The following is a 22,488-nucleotide window of genomic DNA, read 5'->3' on the forward strand; positions in this document are numbered from 1 at the left end:
CCCTCCTCGGAGGCCACATGATCCCCGAACTCGGCCATTTCGCCCTAATCCTCGCCCTGGCGCTGTCGCTCGCCCAGGCCGCGGTCGGGCTGCTTGGCGCCCAGCGGGCCGAGGCGCGGCTGATGGGCGCCGCGCCGCCGCTGGCCACGGGCGTGCTGCTGGCGATCGGCGCCGCCTTCGCCTGCCTGATGTGGAGCTATGTGGTGAACGACACCACCGTGGCCAATGTCGTGCAGAACAGCCACTCGGCGAAGCCGCTGCTCTACAAGCTCTCCGGCACCTGGGGGAACCATGAGGGCTCGATGCTCCTCTGGGTCCTCATCCTGGCGCTGTGCGGCGGTGCGGTCGCGGCCTTCGGGCGCAACCTGCCCTCCGCCCTGCAGGCCCGGGTGCTGGCGGTGCTGGGGCTGGTCGCGGCCGCCTTCCTCGGCTTCATCCTCGCCACCTCCAACCCCTTCCAGCGGATCTGGCCGCCGCCCATGGACGGGCAGGGGCTGAACCCGATCCTGCAGGACCCCGGCCTCGCCTTCCATCCGCCGCTGCTCTACCTCGGCTATGTCGGCTTCGCCGTCACCTACGCCTTCGCCGTCGCGGCGCTGATCGAGGGGCGGGTGGACGCCGCCTGGGGGCGCTGGGTGCGGCCCTGGGCGCTGGCGGCCTGGTCCTTCCTTACCCTCGGCATCGCCCTCGGCTCCTGGTGGGCCTATTACGAGTTGGGTTGGGGCGGCTACTGGTTCTGGGATCCGGTGGAGAATGCCTCCCTGCTGCCCTGGCTGGCGGGCGCCGCCCTGCTGCACTCCGCCATCGTGGTGGAGAAGCGGGAGGCGCTGAAGACCTGGACGGTGTTCCTGGCGCTGCTGGCCTTCGGGATGAGCCTGCTCGGCACCTTCCTCGTCCGCTCCGGCGTGCTGACCAGCGTGCATGCCTTCGCCAACGACCCGGCGCGGGGCATCGTCATCCTCTGCCTGCTGGCGGCCTTCATCGGCGGCGGCTTCCTGCTGTTTGCCTGGCGGGCGGCGAGCATGGCGCCGACGGGAGTCTTCGCGCCGCTCTCGCGGGAGGGGGCGCTGGTGCTGAACAATTTGCTGCTCTGCTCCATCGCGGCGGTGGTGCTGGTGGGCACGCTGTATCCGATGTTCGCGGACCTGCTGCTGGGCGAGAAGATCTCGGTCGGCCCGCCCTTCTTCAACACCGCCACCCTGCCGCTCGCGGCACCCCTGATCGGCGCCATGGCGCTGGGGCCGCTGCTGCCCTGGAAGCGGGCGCGGCTGGCGCCGGCGCTGCTGCGGCTGTGGTGGGTGGCGCTGCTGGCGCTCGGCGCCTTCCTGCTCTGCCTGGCGCTGGAGGGGCAGCGGATCGGCCCCGCCCTCGGCTTCGCCGCCGCGCTCTGGCTGATCGCCGGCGCGGCGGCCGATATCGCCGACCGTCTGGCGCTGTTCAGCCGGCCGCGCGCCGCCTGGAGCCGCGCCAGGGGGCTGCCGCGGGCGGCCTGGGGCGCGGCGCTGGGCCATGCCGGGCTCGGCGTCACCATCCTCGGCCTGGCGGGCATGGGGCTGGCCACAGACCGGCTGGCGGCGCTGAAGCCGGGCGAGGCGGCAGCGCTCGCCGGCTACGAGTTCCGGCTGGAGGGCGTGCGCGACGTGCAGGGCCCGAACTGGACCGCCCGCCGCGCGACGGTGCAGGTGACGCGGGACGGCGCGCCGGTGGTGGTGCTGGAGCCGGACCGCCGTACCTTCCCCGTCGCCCGCATGACGACGACGGAGGCCACCATCCACACCACCTGGCTCGCCGACCTTTATGTGGTGCTGGGCGAGGAGCGGGACGGCGCGGCCATCCTCCGCCTGCACCACAACCCGCTGGCGCCCTGGATCTGGCTCGGCGCGGCGGTGATGGCGCTGGGCGGCGGGCTCTCGCTCAGCGACCGGCGGATGCGCGTTGCGGCGCCGGCGGCGAAGCTGGCGATGAAGGGGGCACGGGCATGAGCGGGGCGGGCGCCTCCCCTCCCCCCGATGGCGGCGCCTGGCCGGCCAAGGCCGCGCCGCGGGGTAGGAGCCGGCGTAGCCTACTGCTGCTGGCGCCGCTCGGCGTGGCGGCAGCGGCGGGGGCCGGGTTCTACGCCATGCTGCGGGGGCTCGGGACCGGCAGCTACAACCCGCGCGGCGTGCCCTCCGCCCTGATCGGCAAGGCGCCGCCGGACTTCGCCCTGCCGCCGCTGGAGGGCGCCGAGCGGCCGGGGGTGAGCGCGGCCGATCTGCGCGCGCATAACGGTCCCCTGGGGCGGCCGGTGCTGGTGAATTTCTTCGCCTCCTGGTGCGTGCCCTGCGTCATCGAGCATCCGCAGCTCATGCGCCTGGCGCGGGAGGGCGTGCCGCTGCTCGGCATCGCCTACAAGGACAAGCCGGAGGACAGCCTTGGCTTCCTCCGCCGCCATGGGAACCCGTTCGCCAAGCTCGGGGTGGACCAGCCGGGGCGGGTGGCGATCGACTGGGGCCTCTACGGCGTGCCCGAGACCTACCTGATCGACAAGGAGGGGATCATCCGCTGGCGTTGGGCGGGGCCGATCACCAATGACACGCTGGGCGCCGAATTGCAGCCCTTGCTGCGGCGGTATGCATGAGGGCCGGCGTCGATGGGGGCTCTGCCCCCATGCCCCCGTCGGGGGGAAAGCTTTCCTCCGGCTCGACCCTCGGGTCTGAAACCCACACCGGGGTCCGGGGAGGGGTACCCTCCCTGGCGGGCGTTCGGGGGCAACGCCCCCGATCCTACGCCCTGGTCGCCCTGCTGCTCCTCGCCAGCCCCGCCCTCGCCGCCGTGGGCGACCCGGCGGAGCAGCTCCGCGACCCGGCGCTGGAGGAGAAGGCGCGCGAGATCGGCCGCGAGCTGCGCTGCATGGTCTGCCAGAACCAGTCCATCGAGGACAGCGACGCCGACCTGGCGCGCGATCTGCGCCGCATCGTGCGGGAACAGGTGGCGGCCGGCCGCAGCGAGCGCGAGGTGGTGGCCTATCTGCATGACCGCTACGGCGACTACGTGCTGCTGCGGCCGCCGCTGAAGCCGGAGACCGTGCTGCTCTGGGCGACGCCGGCGATCGCGCTGGCGGGCGGGGTGGCGCTGGTGCTGGCGATGCGCCGGCGCGCCGCCATGGCACCCGAGGCGGCGCCGCTCTCGGCGGAGGAGGAAGCTCGCCTCGCCGCCCGGCTGAAGGACCATCCCGAGGCGTGACCCCCCTGCTCTTCTGGCTGGCGCTGGGCGCCCTGGCCCTGGCCGTGCTGCTGCCGCTCGGCCTCGCCCTGCTGCGCCCGCCCCGCGCCCGCGGGCGGCGGGAAGCCGACCTCGCGCTGTTCGAGGCGCAGCGCGCCGAGCTGGAACGCGAGGCCGAGGCGGGGCGGCTGGCGCCCGAGGCGCATCGCGCCGCGCTGCTGGAATTGCAGCGCCGGCTTCTGGCAGCGCCCGAGGAACAGGCGGCGCAGGGCGGCGGCAAGCAGGTGCTGCTGGGGCTGCTGGTGGCGGTGCCGCTGGCCTCCCTCGGCCTCTATCTGGTGACGGGCATGCCGGAGATGCCCTCCGCCCCCTACACGCTGCGGCGGGAAGTGGCGGCGCGGGACGAGGCGATGCTGGTGCAGCTCCGCGCCCGGCTGGAGCAGATGCCGGAAGGCGCGCAGGCGCGGCAGGGCTGGGTCCTGATGGGCAATGCCGAACGCGGGCGGGGCGAGCTGGGCGCGGCGGCCGATGCCTATCGGCGCGCCCTGGCGATGCAGTTCGAGGCGGACCTCGCCGCGCAACTCGCCCAGGTGCTGCTCGAGGACGGCAAGGTGGAGGAAGCGTCGCGGCTGCTGGCGGAAAGCCTGCCCAGGGCGCCGCAGCATATCGGGCTGCGCTTCCTCTCCGGCCTGGCGGAGGAACGCGCCGGACGGCCGGCGAATGCACGGCGGGTCTGGCAGGGGCTGCTGGCGGATGCGCCGGAGGACGTGCCCTGGCGGGGGATGGTGGAGCGGAGGCTGCAAAGCCTGCCCTGAGCGCGTGGCGGGAGGGGCGTTGCCCCTCCCGAACCCTCCCCACCAAAGGCCGAAGGGCCTTTGGAAACCGAGGTTTAGGGGCGCCGGCTCAGCCTGCCGACTTGGAGGGGGCGGGTGCGCCATGTCCAAGGGGGCGTAGCGCTTCCGGGCACCGGCATGCGGTTTGCTATACCCGCATCACCACCTGTGCGGGGCCTTGCCATGCCAACCGGCTTCTTCCTGTCCATCAGCCATAATCGCTGACGGATCTCCGGCGCTGCCTCGCCATGCATCCTGGGCTTCGAGCCGAACTGAGAGTGACGCGGGAGATGGGGCGCACCAGGCGAGAATTGCCCTGTCCATGATCACGCTGCGCGGCTTCGATGGGCTGTCGCGCCTCCGGACGACAACCTCATCCTGCCGGCCGGCGCATCCCGCCCCTGATCCGCCGCTGCAAGCCCCGCAACCCATGGGAGTACCTGAATGAGCCTTCCCCGCATCGCCGTCATCGGCACCGGCGGCACCATCTCCGGCGTCGGCGCCGACCGGCTGGATCTCTATGAGTACGGCACCTCCGGCCGCTTCATGAAGGTGGACGAGCTGCTGGCGACGGTGCCGGAGCTGTCGCGCATCGCGGAGATCGTGCAGGTGCCCTACATGAACGTCGCCAGCACGGCCTTCGGGCCGACGCATTGGCTGGCGATCCTGAAGCTGATCCACCAGACGGCGAAGGCGGATCCCACCCTCGCCGGCATCGTCGTCACCCATGGCACGGCAACGCTGGAGGAGACGGCCTATTTCCTGAACCTCGCCGTGCGGGTGGATGTACCCGTGGTGATCTGCGGCGCGATGCGGCCCTCCTCCGCACTCGGTGCCGATGGCGGCATGAACCTGCTGAACGCGGTCCGCGTCGCCGCCTGCCCGCAAAGCCGCGGCATGGGTGTGCTGGTGATGCTGAATGACGAGATCAACGCGGCGCGCGACGTCGCCAAGGTCTCCAACTATCGGCTGAACACCTTCGTCTCGCGGGATGTCGGCGTCCTCGGCAGCGCCGATGGCGACATGGTGGAGTTCTACCGCAAGCCGCTGCGCCGCGGCGCGCCGGATGTGGAGTTCGCGATGGACGGCCTCGCCGACCTGCCGCGGGTCGACATCATCCCGGCCTATGCGGGGGCGGATGCGGTGCTCGTCGAGGCGGCGGTGGCGGCCGGCGCCAAGGGGCTGGTCTCGGCCGGGCTGCCTTCCGGCTCCCCCTCCCCGGCGCAGCTGGGCGCGCTGGAGGCAGCGGTGAAGCGCGGGGTGATCGTCGTGCAATCCTCCCGCTCCGGCAGCGGGCGGGTGATCGACACCAAGGTCTCGCTGCGCAAGTCGGGCTTCCTCGGCGGGGACAGCCTGACGCCGGTGAAGGCGCGCATCCTGCTGATGCTGGCGCTGACCAGGACCAGCGACCCGGAGGAGATCCGGCGGATGTTCAAGGAATACTAAAAGGGCCTCACCCCCAGCCGGCGCAACCCTCGGATCCAGAACTCGGGCCGGGGTCCGGGGCCAGGTCCTGGCCCCGGCGGGGGCATGGGGGCAGAGCCCCCAACACCCCAGCCTCAGTCCGCGTACTGGCCCGCCGCCTGGATGATCGGCCGCCACTTGGCGATGTCGGCCAGCCAGAACTGGCGGTGCGCCTCCGGCGTCGCCTGCGCCTGCGCCACCGGGGCGGTGCCGAGCTCGGCGAAGCGCTGCACCAGCCGCGGGTCGCGCAGCGCCACCTGCAGGGCGCGGGAGAGGCGCTGAGTGATCTCGGCCGGCGTGCCCTTCGGCGCGTAGAGTCCGTGCCACACCGTCACCTGGAAGTCCGGCAGCCCGGCCTCCGTGGAGGTCGGCACGTTCGGCAGCGCCTCCACCCGCTGCGGGGTGGTCACGGCGAAGACGCGGATGGCGCCGCTGTTGATCTGCTCCGTGGTGTTGGTGGTCTGGTCGCACATCAGGTCGATGCGGCCGGAGAGCAGCTCCTGCATCGCCGGGCCGGTGCCGCGGAAGGGCACCGTGGTCATCTGCGTGTCCACCGCCTTCATCAGCAGCAGGCCGCAGAGATGGCTGGCGGCGCCGATGCCGGCATTGGCGTAGTTCAGCGCCTCCCGCTGCCGGCGGATGACGGCGACCGCCTCCTGCAGCGTGGTGGCGGGGAAGTCCTTTTTCGCCACCAGGGTCATCGGCACTTCGGTGATCAGGCCGATGGTCTCGAAGCCGCCCACCGGGTCATAGGCCAGGCGGCGGTAGAGCGTCGGCGCGGTGGCCATGCCGATATGGTGCAGCAGCAGGGTGTAGCCGTCCGGCCGCGCCTGGGCGACGCGCTGGGAGCCGATGGTGCCGCCGGCCCCGCCGGCATTCTCCACCACCACGGTCTGGCCGAGGTCGCGGCCCATCGCCTCCGCGGTCAGGCGGGCGACCGTATCGGTCGGGCCGCCGGCGGCGAAGGGGACGATGACGGTGATGGTGCGGTTGGGGAATTGCTGCGCCGCGGCCGGCAGGGCAAGGCTGGCGAGCAGGGCGCAGGCGGCGAGGCTGCGACGCAGGAACGGATACATCGAAAGGGTCCTTGGTGGGCGGCGAATTACCGCCCGTTTACCCTTTTTCTGTGGCGAGCGGCACCCCTGGCGTCAAGATCGTAGCGGCAGCGGAAACCGCAACGTGAGACGCCGCGGCGCCTCACGCATCCATCTTGAGGGCGGCGATGAAGGCGCTCTGCGGGATCTCCACCTTGCCGAATTGCCGCATGCGCTTCTTGCCCTCCTTCTGCTTCTCGAGGAGCTTGCGCTTGCGGGTGATGTCGCCGCCATAGCATTTGGCGGTGACGTCCTTGGACAGGGCGGAGATGGTCTCGCGTGCGATGACGCGGCCGCCGATCGCCGCCTGGATCGGGATCTTGAAGAGCTGGCGGGGGATCAGCTCCTTCAGCTTCTCGCAGATCTGCCGGCCGCGGCGCTCGGCGGCGGAGCGGTGGGCCATGAAGCTCAGCGCATCCACCGGCTCGGCATTCACCAGGATGGAGATCTTCACCAGATCGCCTTCCTCATAGCCATCCTGCTGGTAGTCGAAGCTGGCATAGCCGCGGGAGACGGATTTGAGGCGGTCGTAGAAGTCGAACACCACCTCGTTCAGCGGCAGCCGATAGACCGCCATGGCGCGGTTGCCGACATAGGTCAGCTCCACCTGCCGCCCGCGGCGCTCATTGCAAAGGGTCAGCACCGGGCCGAGATAATCGTCCGGCACCATGATGGTGGCCTTGATCCAGGGCTCCTGGATGCTGTCCAGCACGCTGCCATCCGGCATGTCGGCCGGGTTGTGCAGCTCCGTCTCCTCCCCGTTCGTCATCTTCAGCTTGTAGACGACGGAGGGGGCGGTCGCGATCAGGTCCAGGTCGAATTCGCGGGACAGGCGTTCCTGGATGATCTCGAGATGCAGCAGGCCGAGGAAGCCGCAGCGATAGCCGAAGCCGAGCGCGGCGGAGGTCTCCGGCTCGTAGTGGAAGCTGGCGTCGTTCAGCCGCAGCTTGGCGAGGCTTTCGCGCAGCTTCTCGAAATCGTCGGCATCGACCGGGTAGAGGCCGCACCAGACCACGGGGATGCTGGGCTTGAAGCCGGGCAGCGGTTCGGCGGCCGGGTTGCGGTCCTCGGTGATGGTGTCGCCGACATTGGTGTCCGCCACCGTCTTGATGGCCGCGGTGACATAGCCCATCTCGCCCGGCCCGAGGCTTTCGACCGCGGCCATCTTGGGGGTGAAGACGCCGACCTGCTCGATGGTGTGGACCGAGCCGTTCGACATCATGCGGACCTTCTGGCCCTTGCGCAGATGCCCGTCCTGCACCCGTACCAGCACGACGACGCCGAGATAGGCATCGTACCAGCTATCGACCAGCAGGGCCTTGAGCGGGGACTTCGGGTCGCCCTTCGGCGGCGGCAGACGGGTGACGATGGCCTCCAGCACGCCCTCGATGTTCAGGCCGGTCTTGGCGCTGATCATGACGGCGTCGGAGGCGTCGATGCCGATGACGTCCTCGATCTGCTGCTTCACCCGGTCCGGCTCGGCCGCCGGCAGGTCGATCTTGTTGAGGACCGGGACGATCTCGTGATTGGCGTCGATCGCCTGGTAGACATTGGCCAGGGTCTGCGCCTCCACGCCCTGGGAGGCATCGACGACGAGGAGCGAGCCCTCGCAGGCCGCGAGGCTGCGCGAGACCTCGTAGGCGAAGTCCACATGGCCGGGCGTGTCCATCAGGTTCAGCGTGTAGGTCAGCCCGTCCTTCGCCTGGTAGTGCAGGCGGACGGTCTGGGCCTTGATGGTGATGCCCCGTTCCCGCTCCAGCTCCATGTTGTCGAGAAGCTGCTCCTTCATCTCCCGCGCCGTCACCGCGCCGGTGTGCTGGATCAGCCGGTCGGCCAGGGTGGATTTCCCATGGTCGATATGGGCGATGATCGAGAAGTTGCGGATGCGGTCCAGCGGCGTGTCGGGCATGGGATTCCGGCGGCGCGGAGGGTGGGGTCCGGCCTCAAACCGGGGGAGATAGGGCAGAACAGGCGCGATTCAAAGCCTGGGATGCGTGGTGCGGCGTCACACCGCCACCCGTTCCACCAGCGGCCCGGGCGTCGGGGCGGCGGCGATCTCGCGGATGATCTTCCGCCGGACCGCCGCCTCGAAGCTCGGATAGCCCTCCGCCAGGAAGGCGCCAGGGCCGCCGATCACCTCCTGCCGGGAACAGGCGTCGAGCCCTAGGCCCGGAGAGGTCAGCAGGGGTGGGCGGGCCGGAGGCGGAGTCCGGGCCCCCATCGATTGGGCACATAATCCTATTCCATGGCCGGCATCAAGCGCTTCCTGCAAGGAACCGCCCCCGCCAGCGCCGTGTTCCGGCTGGGCAAATCAGCGGGAGAGGCAAATGGCCAGCACGATCCAGGAGATCTACGTCACCGGTCTGCGCAACGCGCATGCGCTGGAGGTCCAGGCCATCCAGCTCCTGCAGCGCCAGGCGGAACGGCTGGAGAATTACCCGCAGATGGAGGCGCGCATCCGCGAGCATATCGAGGAAAGCCGCAACCAATCCGCCCGGCTGGAGGATCTGCTGCGCGCCCACGGCACCAGCGAGAGCACCTTCAAGGACATGATGACCGGGTTGATGGGCAATGTCGCCGCCATGGCGCACGCGCCGATGCAGGACGAGGTGCTGAAGAACACCTTCGCCAATTTCGCCTTCGAGCATTACGAGATCGCCTCCTACAAGGCGCTGCTGCAGATGGCGGAGGCGGCGGGCGACGCGAAGGCGCCGGCGGCGCTGCGCCAGAGCCTGGACGAGGAGGTGCGGATGGCGCAGTGGATCGAGCAGAACATGCCCGAGACGCTGCGGACCTATATGCAGCTCGAGACCGCGGGGAAGACCTCCGGCCGCTGAGCCATCCCCGCGAAGCCGCCATGCGGCTTCGCGGGCCCCCGGTCTTGCCCGCTTCCCGGGAAGGCGGGTGGCCTTCCGCGCCGGGGCCGCAGGCGGTGGCTCGCAGGCGGTGGCTCTGGCGCGGTTGCCACCGACCCTGCCGGCACAAGCCCGCGGTCCGGGCCGTTCGGCCTGAGCCTGCTCCGGCCCCGCCCCGTTCAGCTCCGGCGGCGGAAGCGCTCCACGGCGCTGACCAGGGCGGTGCGGACGCCGGGCTCCAGCGCCGAATGCCCGGCATCGGGGATGATGGTCAGCCGGGCCCTGGGCCAGGCGGCGGCCAGCTCGAAGGCGGTCTCGGCCGGGCAGACCATGTCGTAGCGGCCCTGGACGATCTCCGCCGGGATATGGGCGATGCGGTCCATATGGCCGAGCAGCCCCTCGGGCGGCAGGAACAGCTTGTGCTCGAAGTAATGCGCCTCGATCCGCGCCAGGCCGAGGGCGGTGCGGTCCTGGGCAAAGCTCGCCACCGTCTCGGGGCTGGGGAGCAGGGTGGAGCAGCTTCCCTCGTACTGGCTCCAGGCCCGGGCCGCCGGCAGGTGAAGCTGCGGATCGGGGTGGCAGAGCCGCTTCAGATAGCCGGCCAGCAGATCGTGCCGCTCCTCCGGCGGCAGATGCTCGGCGAAATTCGCCCAGGCATCGGGGAAGACGCGGCGGAGGCCAGTCAGGAACCACTCCACCTCGCTGTCCCGGCCGAGGAAGACGCCGCGCAGCACGCAGCCCAGGACGCGCTCCGGATGCGCCTGGGCATAGGCCAGGGCGAGGGTAGAACCCCAGGAGCCGCCGAAGAGCAGCCAGCGCTCGATGCCGAGGAAGCGGCGCAGCGCCTCGATATCCGCGACGAGGTGGGGGGTGGTGTTCTCCCGCAGTTCGCCGAGGGGGCGGGACCGGCCGGCGCCACGCTGGTCGAAGATCACCACGCGCCAATGGCCGGGGTCGAAGAAGCGGCGATGCACCGCCCCGGCCCCGGCGCCCGGGCCGCCATGCAGGAAGAGCACCGGCTGGCCGCGCGGATTGCCGACCTGTTCCCAGTACATCACATGGCCGCCGGACAAGGGCAGCAGGCCGGTCTCGTAAGGGGCAATGTCAGGGAAGAGGTCGCCGCGCGGCATGGCCGCACTATCCCCGGCCGGCGGGCTCGGAGCAACAGGGGCGTTGCCGTTCCCGCGTGGCGGAAATGCCGCGCCTCGGTCACGGATCCGCATTGCCCCCTTCGCCTTCGGCTCCGCCATGCCTAACTTGGGGGGCGATGTCGGTTCCCAGCCCTGCCAGTTCGCGCCCGCCCGCGGCCGAAGCGCTGCCGCGCTGTGCCGTCTGCGGCACGGCCAGCCGGCAGCCGCCCTTCCGGCCCGGCCCGCCGGAACAGGCGCCGGATCTCGATCTGCGGCCGGGGGAGCCGGTGCGCTCCACCATGGCGCGCTGGCTGCAGCAATGCCCCTCCTGCGGCTATGCCGCGCCGAACATCACCCGGGCGCATCCGGCCGCGGCGCAGGCGGTGGCGGCGGCGCCCTTCCGGGCGCTGCTGGCGGATGCCAGCCACCCGCCCTTGGCGCGCCGCTTCCTGGCCTGGGCGCATGTGCTGGAGGAGACGGGGGCGCTGCACGCCGCGGCGGAGGCCACGCTGCACGCCGCCTGGGTGGCGGATGACATGGATCAGCCGGAACTTGCCCGGCACTGGCGGCTGGAGGCGGTGGCGCTGTGGCGCGGCGGGCCGCCCCTGGATGCCGAGCAGACGGTGCGGGTGATCGACTGCCTGCGCCGGGCCGGGGCCTGGGAGGATGCGGCGGCGACGGCCGCTTCCCTGGCGGGCAGCGACCCGCCGGAGGCGGTGGCGCAGGTGGTGGCGCTGGAGCAGCGGCTGGTGGCCGGGCGGGATGCCGGGCGGCATACGGTGGCGACCGCCCTGCCGCCGCCCTCGCGCCGGCCGCATGTGACGCATCAGCGAATCGCCGGACGGGGGGAGGGCTTCCTCGCGCGGCTGAAGCGGTGGTTCGGCAAGGGAGGCTGATCCCGGCAGGACCGCCGCACGGCGTTGCCGGGGTCCGGATTCGCTGAACGCCTGACGTATCGCACCGCCTTCCGGGACGAGGCCACGGAAGGACAACGGGCGACAGGTTTCGGTAGGCACGCTCGGTGCGAATGGATGGGCGTGGATTGCTGCTCGTGCCACGCCGCCCCTGCCGGTGAGGGTGCAGTGCGCCGCCAGGAGTACGCCGCCAAGGCAGAAGCGGCGCGGGCGCCGCGGCAAGGCCCATGGCCGCCCCCTGCCCCACCGGCATCCTGCCCCGCTCCTGGCCTCCCTTCTCCGGCGGCATGATGTTATAGTATAACCATGCCCTCCCGCCGCGCCCTCCTCGCCCTGCCCTTCCTCGCCCGCCCGGCCCGGGCGCAGGCGCGGCCCTTGGCCCTCGCCGCCTTCTCCATCCTGGCGGATATGCTCGGCCAGGTGGCCGGGGAGGCGATGGAGGTGCGGGCGCTGATCGGGGCGGAGATGGACTCGCATCATTTCCAGCCCCGCCCCTCGGATGCCGAAGCGCTGCGCCGCGCCGCCCTGGTGCTGCGCAACGGCCTCGGCTTCGAGCCCTGGCTGGACCGGCTGCTGCGCAGCACCGGCTATCGCGGCGTGGTGGTGACGGCGACCGAGGGGCTGGTGCCGCGCCAGGGCACGGATGGCCACGGCCATGGCGGGCCGGACCCACATGCCTGGCAGGATGTGCGCAACGCCCTGGCCTATGTCGCCCGGATCCGCGACGGCCTCACCGCCGCGGACCCGCCCCGCGAAGCGGCCTACGCCGCCCGCGCCGCCGCCTATGCCGCCAGGCTGGAGGCGCTGGACGCCTGGGTGCGGCAGCGCCTGGGCGCGGTGCCGGAGGCGAAGCGGGTGATGGTCACCACCCATGAGTCCTTCGGCTATTTCGCCGCGGCCTATGGCGTGCGGGTGCTGGCGCCGGAGGGCCTCGGCGGCGAGACCCAACCCTCCGCCGCCCGCATCGCCGCGGTGCTGCGACAGATCCGCGAGCAGGGCATCACCGCCATCTTCCTCGAGGGCCGCGGCAGCCAGGCGGTGATGCAGCAATTGGCGCGGGAGACGGGGCGGCCGCCGGCGGGGCGGCTCTATGCCGATACCCTCTCCGCGCCCGACGGCCCGGCGCCGGATTACGCGGCGATGATGCGGCACAATGTGGAGCTGATGACGCGCGCCATGCTGGCGGGGTGAGCGCGCTGCCCGCGGGGTCGCTCCGGGCCGCGGCGGAGCCGATGGCGGCCGCACCCGGGCGCTGCGGCGGAGGGGACTGGCAGGAACTCGGCCTGTTGCCGGCAGCCGCGCGACGGCTGGCCGGCCGCCCCTGGCCCCTTCCCGAGCCCCAACACCGAAAAGTGCACGCCCTCCCGGGGGTGACGCGGCGCCGGCCGCGTGCTGTGCAGCCGGGATGCGCCCGGACCTGCCGCCCGACTGGCTGAACCCGCCCGACCTCGCCGCCGCCCGCGCGGCGCAGCAGGCCCTCGCCGCCATGGTGGTGGCCGAGGACCGGCATGGCGAGGTGCGCTGCCTCGGCGGCGTCGATGTCAGCAACACCCGCTTCGACCCCGAGAACCGCGTCCATGCCGGCATCGTCGCGCTGGGCTGGCCGGGGCTGGAGCGGCTGGGGGAGGCGAGCGCGGTGCAGCGTGCCGCCATGCCCTACATCCCCGGCTTCCTCGGCTTCCGGGAGGTGCCGGCGCTGCTGGAAGCCTGGAAGACGCTGGACCCGAAGCCCGACCTGCTGCTGGTGGACGGGCATGGCATCGCGCATCCCCGCGGCCTCGGCATCGCCGCGCATCTCGGCGTGGTGCTGGACGTGCCGAGCATCGGCGTCGCCAAATCGCCCCTGGTCGGGCGGCCGGCGGCGGAGCTGGGGGAGGCACCGGGGGCGATGGTGCCGCTGGAATGGCGCGGGCGGGTGCTGGGGATGGTGCTGCGGACGCGGGCGCGCGCCAATCCGCTCTACATCTCGGTCGGGCACCGGGTCTCGCTGGAGGGGGCGGTGGGCTGGGTGCGGCGCTGCGCCGCCGGCTACCGGCTGCCGGAGCCGACGCGGCTGGCGCATCTGGCGGCGAATGCGGCGCGGCGCGCGGCGGGCTGAAGGCCAAGCTTGGAAGGTCCCTGCGTTCCGAGCCGAAATCGCGCGCAGGGTTGGCGTGCGGCTGCGCGCCGGGCCGAAGGATTTGGCGGCCGCGCGCCCATGGACCGGCATCGGTCGGGATTTCGCGCGGCCGGCATGAGCGCCTATTCACGATCGAAGATCGCTCCCGAGAAATAATCACGAACCGGCATGTTCACCCCGGCGCGGGGCTGCTCTACTTCCGCCCCGCGCCAGGACGCTTGCGCCGCCGCGCCGGGCCGCGTTCCTTTCGCGCCGATCACCGGGAGACATTGCCATGAAGGCCGACAGCGTCCTCGCCACCATCGGCAACACGCCGCATATCCGCCTCGCCCGGATGTTCCCCGAGGCGGAGGTCTGGGTGAAGTCCGAGCGGAGCAACCCCGGCGGCTCCATCAAGGACCGCATCGGCGTGGCCATGATCGAGGCCGCCGAGGCGGAGGGGAAGCTGCGCCCGGGCGGCGTCATCATCGAGCCGACCTCGGGCAATACCGGTATCGGCCTCGCCATCGCTGCGGCGGTGAAGGGCTACAAGCTGGTCCTCGTCATGCCGGAAAGCATGTCGATCGAGCGGCGGCGGCTGATGCAGGCCTATGGCGCCACCTTCGACCTGACCCCGCGGGAGAAGGGCATGAAGGGCGCCATTGCCCGGGCCGAGGAGCTGGCGGCGCAGACCGAGGGCGCCTGGATCCCGCAGCAATTCGAGAATCTGGCCAACCCCGCCATCCATGCGCGGACGACGGCGGCGGAGATCCTGGCGGATTTCCCGGAGGGGCTGGACGTGATCATCACCGGCGTCGGCACCGGCGGGCACATCACCGGCTGCGCCGAGGTGCTGAAGCCGAAATGGCCGGGGCTGAAGGTCTTCGCCGTGGAGCCCACCGCCTCCCCCGTACTCTCGGGCGGCGCGCCCGCCCCGCATCCCATCCAGGGCATCGGCGCCGGCTTCGTCCCGGCGGTGCTGAAGACCGGGCTGCTGGATGGCATCATCCAGGTGAGCGCGGATGACGCGAAGGAGTATGCGCGGCGCTCCGCCCGGCAGGAGGGTTTGCTGGTGGGCATCTCCTCCGGTGCCACCCTGGCGGCCATCGCGCAGAAGCTGCCGGAGCTGCCGGCCGGCGCGCGGGTGCTGGGCTTCAACTACGACACCGGCGAACGCTACTTCTCGGTGCCCGACTTCCTGCCGGAGTGAACTCCCCACGAAGCCGCTGCACGGCTTCGTGGGGCCCCGGATTCGCTGAATTCCCGGGGGTCTCGCACAGCCTTCCGCGGCGAAGCCGCGGAAGGGCACCAGGCAGCGGCAGATCCCGATGGAGGCGACAAGCCCACGGGCAGGCCCGGCGACGCCCGGACTCGTGGCATCCAAAGGCCTTTCGGCCATGGGCGGGAGGGGTTGGGCGCAGCAGGCAGCGCCCTCCCTCAATCCTGGCGCCAGCGCCGCAGCAGCATCAGCAGCGCGTCATAGGGCAGCGCCGGCACCTCCCGGAGCCGCCACCACCAGCGCTGCGCCCCCCTGGCGCCGCCGATCGGCACCGGGCGCGCCGGCAGCCCGGCCAGGCGCAGCAGCAGCAGGCAGCGCGGCTGGTGGAAGCGGCTGGTGGCCGCCCAGACCGGGCCGGGATGGTCCTTCAGCATCTCCGCCAGGGCGAGGACGGAGGAGAGGGTGTCGGTGCCCGTCGGCTCCTCCCGGATGCGGTCGGCAGGCACCCCGGCCTCGCGCAGCAGCCGGGCCATGACAGTGCTTTCCGCCTCGCCATGGAGACCCTTGGCGCCGCTCGGCAGGTAGAGCGGGGGGACCAGCAGCGCCTCCCCGAAGCGGGCGGCGGCGGCGACGCGGAGCTGCAGCGTGGGGCTGGCGGTGCCGTCCGGCCGGACCGCGGCGCCGAAGATGAGGATGGCGGGTTGCAGCCCGGCCAGGCCAGGGGAGAAGTCCCGGCGCATGTCCCTGGACAGGGCGTTGCTGGCGCCTGCATCCGGCGGGGCGCCGCCGGGCGCATCGCTGCCGGAGGCAGCCTTGTCCGGCGCGCGTGCCAGCGGCCGCGTCACCCGGGTGCTGCCAGCAGCAGCCGGTTCAACCCTTCCATCGTGGTCCTCAGCGCCGCCATGTCCCGCCAGAACGCCTCGCGCGGCGTGCCGTTCGCCGCCAGCTCGTCGGCGATCTCGCCAAGGCGGCGCCGGCCATCCACCCGCTGCAGGATGGCGGCGGCGAGGCGCGGCATGGGGCGGATGACGCGCAACCCGTCGAAGGTGACAGCGAGGGTACCGTCGCGCGGCAGCCCCTTGGCAAGGCTGGGGCCATCCATCTCCCGCAGCACCGGGATGGCCTCCGGGTCCTCCCAGGGGCGGGTGGGCTCGGGGTCCTCGGCGCGGACGGCATAGACGATGTGGATGCCCATATTGCCGGTGATGCTCTCCGCCAGGGCGGCGCGCTGGAGGGGGGGGAGGGCGGCGGTGCGGGCGCGGAGCCTCGGGTCGCTGAGATAGGCGTCCGGGTCGTAGCGCACCGGCTCCACCCAGCAGGCGGGGCGGAGGCCGGCCTCGGCCAGCAGCGCGGCGAAGGCCGGCACGGTGAAGGCGGTGTCGCGCGGGTTCAGCAGCAGGTCGTAGAGCCCGGCATCGCCGCCGGAGATGTGGTCGGTGAGCCAGGGGTTGCGGCGCAGCCAGGCGGTCTCCGGCACCTGCTTCCAGAGCCGCCGCGCCGCCTCCACCCGCTGGGCCGGCGGCTCCCCCGGCGGCGCCAGCAGGCGGAGCGCGTCCTGCAGCATGTAGACGCCGGTGCGGCCATGCGGCGCATAGACCATGAGGCCGAGGCCGCCGCCCGGGGCAAGGACGGAAACCAGGGATTTCAGCCCCGCCAGCGGATCCGGCAGGTGGTGCAGCACGCCGCAGCAATCGATGTAGTCGAAGGGGCCGAGGCCGCTCTCGGGAAGCTCCAGCAGCGAGCCCTCGACGAAGCGGATATTGTCCAGCTTGCGGGCGGCGGCGCGCGCCTCGGCGATGCGGCGGGCGGCGGCGCTGCGGTCCAGCCAGGTGACCTCGCCCGGGCGGCCGGCGGCGGCGAGGTGCTGGGCGAGCATGATGGTGCCATCCCCGGTGCCGCCGCCGGCGACCAGGGCGCGGAGCGGCTGGCTGGTGGGGCGGCGGGCGCCGAAGATCCAATGATCCACTTCCCGCAGATGGCTGGGGCTGCCGACGATGAGCCGCTTCGCCTCGTCCCGCGGGTCGCGTTCCGGGTAGGGGTAGGCCTCGTATTGGGCGGCGAGGCGGGCATCGGTGGCGTCGGTCATGGCGGGGTGCATAGAGCAGGCGGGGGGAAAGGCCAGGGGCGGCCCGATACCGGTGAGGCGCCGAAGGCGGCGTCCTGGTCGGCGAAGGTATCCTGTGGGCCGGCAAAGGCCGGGAGGAGGGCATCCGCCCGCCAAGCGCCGGGGTCAGGCCCCTCGCCAGCGAAGGCGCTTTGCAGCGCCTTCGACACTGTCGAACGCGACCATTCGCGGGGGCCATGGGATGGTGTACGCGCCAAGGATGCCGCAGCGGCATCGCGCTCCGCGCGGCTGCGTCCTTGACACGCACACCACCCTATGGCTGGGCATCGAGATGCGCCCGGACGCAACGGCGTCCCTTGGCCGGAGGGCAGGACGGGATGGCGAAAGGCTTCGACGTCCAGGCAGCGCTCGCCCGGCTGCACCGCGCCTGGTCAGCCGCAACCAGCACGACATGGCGGCCGGAGGCGCCGGCCCTCGGCCAATGCTCCGTCACCGCCCTGCTGCTGCAGGACCGTTTCGGCGGCGAGATCCTGCAGGCCCCTACCCCCTGGGGCCCGCATTTCTACAACCGCATCGAAGGCGCCAGGCAGGACCTCACCGCCGCCCAATTCGCCGCCATGGGCGCCGCGGTGCCGCCCTATCCGGACCACCCCGCCAGCCGGGCCGAGGCGCTGGCGGATACCAGCCCCGCGCAATACGCAGCCCTTCGCCAAGCCTGGGATGCGGCAAGGGAACGACCCGAGGAATGACATCTCGCCGCGGTTGCCCCGGGGGGTCCCCGCCCGTATCTACCGCGGTATGCGCCCGTTCTTCCGCCCTGCCCTGCTTGCCGCCCTGCTCCTGACGCCGCTCTCCGGCCAGGCGCAACAGGCCCAGCCGCGCCGGCTGGGCGATTTCCAGTCCTGGACCGCCGCCGCCATCGGCCAGGGCGCGCAGAAGGTCTGCTACGCCTTCACCCGCGCCGGCCGCCAGGGCCCCATGCTCACCGTCACCCACCGCAACGGCTCCCGCGACGAGGTGACGATCGCCGGCGGCCACGCCTACCCCCGCAACGCCCCGGACGTGAAGGTGGCCGTCGGCCAGACCAGCCTGGACTTCTACACCGCGGACCGCACCGCCGCGGCGCGGGACGGCACGGCGGCGGTACGCGCCTTCCGCAACGGGCGGGACGCGGTGGCCAAGGGCCCCGGCCCGCACGGCCGCGGCGAGAGCACCGAGACCTTCCCCCTGGCCGGCTTCGGCGCCGCCTATGACGCGATTTCCCGCGAATGCCCGGCGAGACGATGAACGCCCTGACCCCCTCCCCCTCCGCCGCCGAGCTGACCAGCGCCGAGCGCGACCGCATCCTGGCGAAATCCGCCATCTTCAACCCGCCGCCGCCGGTGCTGCCGGATGGCAGGCGGGAGCTGGTCGGCCTCTCGCGCGAGGAGCTGACGGCGGAAATGCTGGCGATGGGCGAGAAGCCCTTCCGCGCCAAGCAGCTCTGGCACTGGATCTACCACCAGGGCGTGACGGATTTCGCCGCCATGTCCTCCATCGCCGCGCCGCTGCGGGCGAAGCTGGCGGAGCGCTTCGTCATCGGCCGGCCGGAGGTGGCGCTGGCCCAGACCAGCAAGGACGAGACGCGGAAATGGCTGTTCCGCTGGCGGGACGGCCAGCAGGTGGAAACGGTCTATATCCCGGACCCGGAGGAGGATCGCGGCGCCGTCTGCATCTCCACCCAGGTCGGCTGCACCCTCTCCTGCCGCTTCTGCCACACCGGCACCCAGAAGCTGGTGCGCAACCTCGGCGCCGCCGAGATCGTCGGCCAGTTCATGGCGGCGCGGGACGCCTATGGCGAATGGCCGAGCCCGAAGGACGACGTGCCGCGGCGGCTCTCCACCATCGTCGTCATGGGCATGGGCGAGCCGCTGTACAACTACGAGAACACCGCGAAGGCGCTGCGCATCATCATGGATGCGGAGGGCATCGGCCTGTCGCGGCGGCGCATCACCCTCTCCACCTCCGGCGTGGTGCCGATGATGGATCGCTGCGGGCAGGAGCTGGGGGTGAACCTCGCCGTCTCCCTGCATGCCGTGACGGATGAGCTGCGCGACGAGATCGTGCCGCTGAACCGGAAATACCCGATCGCCGAGCTGCTGGCCGCCTGCCGCCGCTACCCCGGCGCCAGCAATGCCCGCCGCATCACCTTCGAATACGTCATGCTGCGCGGCGTGAACGACTCGGAGGCGGAGGCGCGGGAGCTGGTGCGGCTGCTACGCGGCCTGCCGGCCAAGGTGAACCTCATCCCCTTCAACCCCTGGCCGGGCAGCCCCTACCAGACCAGCACGCATGAGCAGACGGCGAAATTCGCCGCCATCCTGAACGAGGCCGGCTATTCCAGCCCGATCCGCCGGCCGCGCGGGCGGGATATTTTGGCCGCCTGCGGGCAGCTGAAGACGGAGGGAGAGCGGCTCCGGCGCGCGCCGGCCTGACCCCCGCGCCTCATCCCGGCCGCGACGTGCCGGCCGGTGCCGGTCCACGGGCGCACAGCCACCACGCCAACTCTGCGCGATACCGGCCCGGAACGCCGGGACGTTCCGGTTCGGACATCAGTACTGCAGGTCCCGCGTGGTGAAGGGCCGCGCCGGCGCGCCGCCCAGGATCCGCCGCAGGATGGAGTTCAGCGTGTCCGCGTCATTGTCGAAGCCGCCATGGCTGTTGCTGCGGGACGGGCCGAGCCCGGCCGGCGGCGTCGCCCCGGCCACCACCAGCGTCGGCTCCAGCAGCGCCCGCAGCGCGGGCTCCACCTTCGGCCCCTCGGGGACCGGGCGGATGAACTTCTCCATGCCGAGGATCGGCGTCGCCCGCCGCGCCTCGAAGGCGTTGCTCACCAGGTAGAGCAGCGACTTGCCGTAGGGCCCCACGGTGTCGTCGCGTTCGCCCTGGTCGCTCAGCACATAGGTGTCCGGCACCGGGCATTTGCCGGCCTCGATCAGCGGCCGCAGGGTCGCGTTGAACAGCTCCACGGTGATCGCCGGCGCCATCAGGTGCAGCGAGGCCAGGGGCACGCCGGAATCCAGCAGAAGCTGCATCGCGTGGGCCGCGTAGATGCTGCCGGCGCTGTGCGCCACCACATGCAGCTCCCAGCCCTGCGCCGCCCGGCCGCCCCCCGCCGCGGCGAGGGCGGAGCGCACCTCCCGCAGCATGATCCGCATCGCCCCCGTCTCCCCCACCGAGGAGAGCCGGGCATTCTCCTTCATCTCCCGCCACATCGCGCCGCCAAGCCCGGCGGCGGTGAGCTCGAGCGAAAGGTCCTTGCCCTCGATCAGCCCGTCGCGCAGCCGGCGCAGCCAGTCGGCGGCGCCGGCGGCGCGCTCATCGGCCTTGGTGAAGACATCCTCGATCATGCCGCGGATCGATTCCGCCGCGCCGGATTCCCAACATGATGTGCAGCGGGTAGACTTGGTTCTCCAGCAGCACGTCCCTGAAGGCGACGACGCGCCGCGCCGCCGCCGCCTCGTCATTCAGCCCGCCATGCAGGTAGAGCATGACGCGCCGCCGCTTCCACTCGGCCGCGGCGGCGGGAATGGTCTCATGGAACAGCCGGTGGACGTCGGCCTCGGTCGTCCAGTAGTCGCCGGACCGCGACAGCTCCCCGTTATTCGCCACATCCACCACGAAGGGGCGGATCGCCGACAGCGGGATGGCGGCGGCGGCGCGGGCCAGGCCCTTGGTCGTGTCGCCGAGCCCGGCATCCCAGAGGTCGAGGGCGAGCGGCACGCCGAGCTGCGCCACCCAGACATCGGTGGCGTGCAGCAGGTAGTCCTCATAGGGCAGCAGGGCAAAGCCGTCCCGGCCCCAGCCCGGCCCCCAGGAATTCTGGATGATGAAGCCGTCCCGGGTATAGCCGACGATCGCCACCGCATGGCCGGACCTGGCGCGGTCCTTGCGCTGGATGACCGGGAGTCGGCGGCTGCGGCGGCGGCCGCCATGCTCATAGGCCACCGTCCGGGTCTCCGGCCCCGGGGCGAACCAGCCCTCATGCACCATCACCGTGCAGAAGAGGATGCCGACCTCGGCCAGCGCCGCATGCATGTCCCGCACCTCGCGGTGCATCACCCGGTAGAAGGCGCCGCCCGGGGCGCCGCGGGCCTTTTCGCCGATCTTCGGGGTCAGGTGCTCCGGCCCGTGCCGGTTGGCCGGCCAGTGGGCTTCGGGGCAGACGCCGTGGCGCACCCAGCCGAGCATGGCGCCGCGGGCCGAGGAGCCTTCGTACTCCTCGCCGGGCCATTCGTCGTAGCGCCGCGCCATCTCGTACAGCATGCGCGGGCTCACCGGCAGGCGCGGGTCCCTGGCGCCCTGCGGCAGGCGCTGCGCCAGGTGGTAATTCACCACCGCCGCCAGGGCGAAGCCGGTGCAGGCGCCGTCCTGCCCCTGATCGAGGATCATCGGCACCAGATCGCAATTCACGAGCTGGTCGGGCAGCGGGCCGAGCCGCGGCTGGTAGGGCCAGTCGCGGATGTCGATGCGGTCCGGCATGGCGTCCAGCTTCGGCCGGCCCGGGGCCTTGCCGGCTTCCGGCCCGGTCGGGCCGGGGCGGCGGCGCTCGCGGGCCACCGGGCGCGTGGTCTTGGGGCCGGGTTCGGCCGCCTCCGGGTCGCGGCGGCGTCGGGCGGGGCTGGCCATCGGACGTCTCCCTGGGCGGCGCCTGGCCGCGGGGGAAGCCTAGCCCGCCCGGAATGCCCGGAGAGAGACTTCCGTTACAGCGGCCCCCTACTCCGCCGTTGCCCCGCTCTCCCGCACCACCCGGGTCCACAGCTCCACCTCGCTGGCCAAGTAGGCGGCGTAATCCGCCACGCTGCCGCCGGTGGGCCGCGCCCCCTGCTGCGCCAGCTTGGCCCGCACCTCCGGGTCCGCCAGCGCCGCGTTCACCGCCGCATTCACCCGGGCGATCGCCGCCGGCGGCGAGCCGGCCGGCGCCATGATCCCCTGCCAGGCGCCGAGGTCGAAGCCCGGCGGCGTCAGCCCCGCCTCCGCCATGCTCGGCACCTCCGGCAGCAGGGGAGAGCGTTCGGCGCTGCTGACCGCGATGGCCCGCACCCGGTTGTCCTGCACCACCGGCAGGGCGGTCACCAGCGTGTCGCTGGTGAATTGCACATTGCCCGCCGCCGTGTCCGTCAGCGCCGCGGCGGTGCCGCGATAGGGCACATGCACCGCCTCCGCCCCGATATGCCGCAGCACCAGGAAGGTGACGAGGTGCGAGATGTTGCCGATGCCGCCGGAGGAGTAGGACAGCTTCCCCGGATTGGCCTTCACCCAGGCGACGAAGCCCGCCGGGTCGCGCGGCGGCATCGCCGGGTTCACCACCAGCACCAGGGGCGAGGCGGCGGTCAGCGCCACCGGCGCCAGATCCTTCAGCACGTCGTAGGACAGCCGCCGGTACAGCGCGCGGGAGATGGCGATGGAGGAGGTGTTGTAGAGCAGCGTATGGCCATCCGCCTCGGACTTCGCCACCGCCTCGGCGGCGATGTTGCCATTGGCGCCGCCGCGATTCTCCACCACCACCGGCTGGCCCAGCTCCCGCCCCATGCGCTCGGCCAGGATGCGCGCCACCACATCGGTGGGGCCGCCGG

Annotated in this window: 22 protein-coding genes; 13 read left to right on the plus strand and 9 right to left on the minus strand. The window is 72.2% G+C overall.

The genetic code is table 11. The features are described 5' to 3' along the window. The first annotated feature begins 17 nt into the window (after positions 1–17). The 5 genes from NJ376_RS18870 (at position 18) to NJ376_RS18890 (ending at position 5,480) form a co-directional block, all read left to right on the plus strand. On the plus strand, positions 18–1,982 hold the full coding sequence (locus NJ376_RS18870; RefSeq protein ID WP_252954835.1) for a heme lyase CcmF/NrfE family subunit: 1,965 nt from the start codon (positions 18–20) through the stop codon (positions 1,980–1,982). After that, positions 1,979–2,617, plus strand: coding sequence for a DsbE family thiol:disulfide interchange protein (locus NJ376_RS18875; protein ID WP_252954836.1), 639 nt, complete (start codon positions 1,979–1,981; stop codon positions 2,615–2,617). Before NJ376_RS18870 ends, NJ376_RS18875 begins: the two co-directional genes overlap by 4 nt. Before the next feature lie 29 nt (positions 2,618–2,646). Beyond that, entirely contained in the window at positions 2,647–3,222 is a 576-nt protein-coding gene (locus NJ376_RS18880) for a cytochrome c-type biogenesis protein (RefSeq protein ID WP_252954837.1), read from the plus strand. Continuing rightward, on the plus strand, positions 3,219–4,016 hold the full coding sequence (gene ccmI / locus NJ376_RS18885; RefSeq protein ID WP_252954838.1) for a c-type cytochrome biogenesis protein CcmI: 798 nt from the start codon (positions 3,219–3,221) through the stop codon (positions 4,014–4,016). Before NJ376_RS18880 ends, ccmI begins: the two co-directional genes overlap by 4 nt. A 462-nt stretch (positions 4,017–4,478) precedes the next feature. After that, a complete protein-coding gene (locus tag NJ376_RS18890; protein WP_252954839.1) occupies positions 4,479–5,480 on the plus strand; it encodes an asparaginase in 1,002 nt (333 codons plus the stop codon). 113 nt (positions 5,481–5,593) lie between these two features. On the opposite strand, the gene NJ376_RS18895 is transcribed toward NJ376_RS18890, so the two are convergent. The 3 genes from NJ376_RS18895 to NJ376_RS18905 all read right to left on the minus strand — a co-directional run bounded on the left by NJ376_RS18895 (position 5,594) and on the right by NJ376_RS18905 (position 8,813). Next, positions 5,594–6,574 (minus strand): tripartite tricarboxylate transporter substrate-binding protein, encoded by a 981-nt coding sequence (locus NJ376_RS18895; RefSeq protein ID WP_252954840.1) that lies wholly within the window; start codon positions 6,572–6,574, stop codon positions 5,594–5,596. Between the two features lie 121 nt (positions 6,575–6,695). Then, positions 6,696–8,501, minus strand: coding sequence for a translation elongation factor 4 (gene lepA / locus NJ376_RS18900; protein ID WP_252954841.1), 1,806 nt, complete (start codon positions 8,499–8,501; stop codon positions 6,696–6,698). A gap of 96 nt (positions 8,502–8,597) precedes the next feature. Further along, positions 8,598–8,813, minus strand: coding sequence for a DUF1194 domain-containing protein (locus NJ376_RS18905; protein ID WP_370288441.1), 216 nt, complete (start codon positions 8,811–8,813; stop codon positions 8,598–8,600). 106 nt (positions 8,814–8,919) lie between these two features. Here NJ376_RS18905 and NJ376_RS18910 point away from each other — a divergent pair, with 106 nt between their 5' ends. Further along, positions 8,920–9,429, plus strand: coding sequence for a ferritin-like domain-containing protein (locus NJ376_RS18910; protein WP_252954842.1), 510 nt, complete (start codon positions 8,920–8,922; stop codon positions 9,427–9,429). Positions 9,430–9,626: 197 nt separating this feature from the next. Here the strand turns inward: NJ376_RS18910 and pip are convergent, their stop codons facing one another. Continuing rightward, on the minus strand, positions 9,627–10,577 hold the full coding sequence (gene pip, locus NJ376_RS18915) for a prolyl aminopeptidase (RefSeq protein ID WP_252954843.1): 951 nt from the start codon (positions 10,575–10,577) through the stop codon (positions 9,627–9,629). A gap of 137 nt (positions 10,578–10,714) precedes the next feature. On the opposite strand from pip, the gene NJ376_RS18920 reads away from it, so the two are divergent. From NJ376_RS18920 to cysK, 4 genes are all read left to right on the plus strand, one after another. Then, positions 10,715–11,473, plus strand: a complete 759-nt coding sequence (locus NJ376_RS18920; RefSeq protein WP_252954844.1) for a hypothetical protein — start codon at positions 10,715–10,717, stop codon at positions 11,471–11,473. A gap of 324 nt (positions 11,474–11,797) precedes the next feature. Continuing rightward, positions 11,798–12,682: a metal ABC transporter solute-binding protein, Zn/Mn family gene (locus tag NJ376_RS18925; RefSeq protein WP_252954845.1), complete on the plus strand. Its 885-nt coding sequence runs from the start codon at positions 11,798–11,800 to the stop codon at positions 12,680–12,682. Positions 12,683–12,896: 214 nt separating this feature from the next. Continuing rightward, positions 12,897–13,589, plus strand: coding sequence for a deoxyribonuclease V (gene nfi, locus NJ376_RS18930; protein ID WP_252954846.1), 693 nt, complete (start codon positions 12,897–12,899; stop codon positions 13,587–13,589). A 295-nt stretch (positions 13,590–13,884) separates the two neighbouring features. Then, a complete protein-coding gene (cysK, locus tag NJ376_RS18935) occupies positions 13,885–14,799 on the plus strand; it encodes a cysteine synthase A (protein WP_252954847.1) in 915 nt (304 codons plus the stop codon). 227 nt (positions 14,800–15,026) lie between these two features. On the opposite strand, the gene NJ376_RS18940 is transcribed toward cysK, so the two are convergent. Continuing rightward, entirely contained in the window at positions 15,027–15,653 is a 627-nt protein-coding gene (locus tag NJ376_RS18940) for a YdcF family protein (protein WP_252954848.1), read from the minus strand. Further along, positions 15,650–16,894, minus strand: a complete 1,245-nt coding sequence (locus NJ376_RS18945; protein ID WP_252954849.1) for a class I SAM-dependent methyltransferase — start codon at positions 16,892–16,894, stop codon at positions 15,650–15,652. The genes NJ376_RS18940 and NJ376_RS18945 overlap by 4 nt, the downstream gene beginning before the upstream one ends. A gap of 356 nt (positions 16,895–17,250) precedes the next feature. On the opposite strand from NJ376_RS18945, the gene NJ376_RS18950 reads away from it, so the two are divergent. The 3 genes from NJ376_RS18950 to rlmN are packed head-to-tail and all read left to right on the plus strand — an operon-like array spanning position 17,251 to position 19,347. Then, positions 17,251–17,622, plus strand: coding sequence for a YunG family protein (locus tag NJ376_RS18950; RefSeq protein ID WP_252954850.1), 372 nt, complete (start codon positions 17,251–17,253; stop codon positions 17,620–17,622). Between the two features lie 49 nt (positions 17,623–17,671). Further along, the gene (locus NJ376_RS18955; RefSeq protein ID WP_252954851.1) at positions 17,672–18,160 is read left to right on the plus strand and encodes a hypothetical protein; all 489 of its coding nucleotides are present in this window, start codon (positions 17,672–17,674) and stop codon (positions 18,158–18,160) included. Next, positions 18,157–19,347 carry a 23S rRNA (adenine(2503)-C(2))-methyltransferase RlmN gene (gene rlmN, locus NJ376_RS18960; RefSeq protein WP_252954852.1) on the plus strand — a complete coding sequence of 397 codons (1,191 nt, stop codon included), beginning with the start codon at positions 18,157–18,159 and terminating at the stop codon, positions 19,345–19,347. Before NJ376_RS18955 ends, rlmN begins: the two co-directional genes overlap by 4 nt. A gap of 117 nt (positions 19,348–19,464) precedes the next feature. Here rlmN and NJ376_RS18965 read toward each other — a convergent pair whose 3' ends face one another. From NJ376_RS18965 to NJ376_RS18975, 3 genes are all read right to left on the minus strand, one after another. After that, positions 19,465–20,262: a hypothetical protein gene (locus tag NJ376_RS18965; protein WP_252954853.1), complete on the minus strand. Its 798-nt coding sequence runs from the start codon at positions 20,260–20,262 to the stop codon at positions 19,465–19,467. Next, entirely contained in the window at positions 20,231–21,541 is a 1,311-nt protein-coding gene (locus tag NJ376_RS18970) for a C1 family peptidase (protein ID WP_252954854.1), read from the minus strand. Before NJ376_RS18970 ends, NJ376_RS18965 begins: the two co-directional genes overlap by 32 nt. An 87-nt stretch (positions 21,542–21,628) precedes the next feature. Beyond that, positions 21,629–22,488: tripartite tricarboxylate transporter substrate-binding protein (locus NJ376_RS18975; RefSeq protein WP_252954855.1), on the minus strand; the 860-nt coding region annotated here is incomplete at its 5' end.

The sequence above is a fragment of the Siccirubricoccus soli genome, assembly GCF_024178315.1.
In the GTDB taxonomy this organism is placed as follows: Bacteria; Pseudomonadota; Alphaproteobacteria; order Acetobacterales; family Acetobacteraceae; genus Siccirubricoccus; species Siccirubricoccus soli.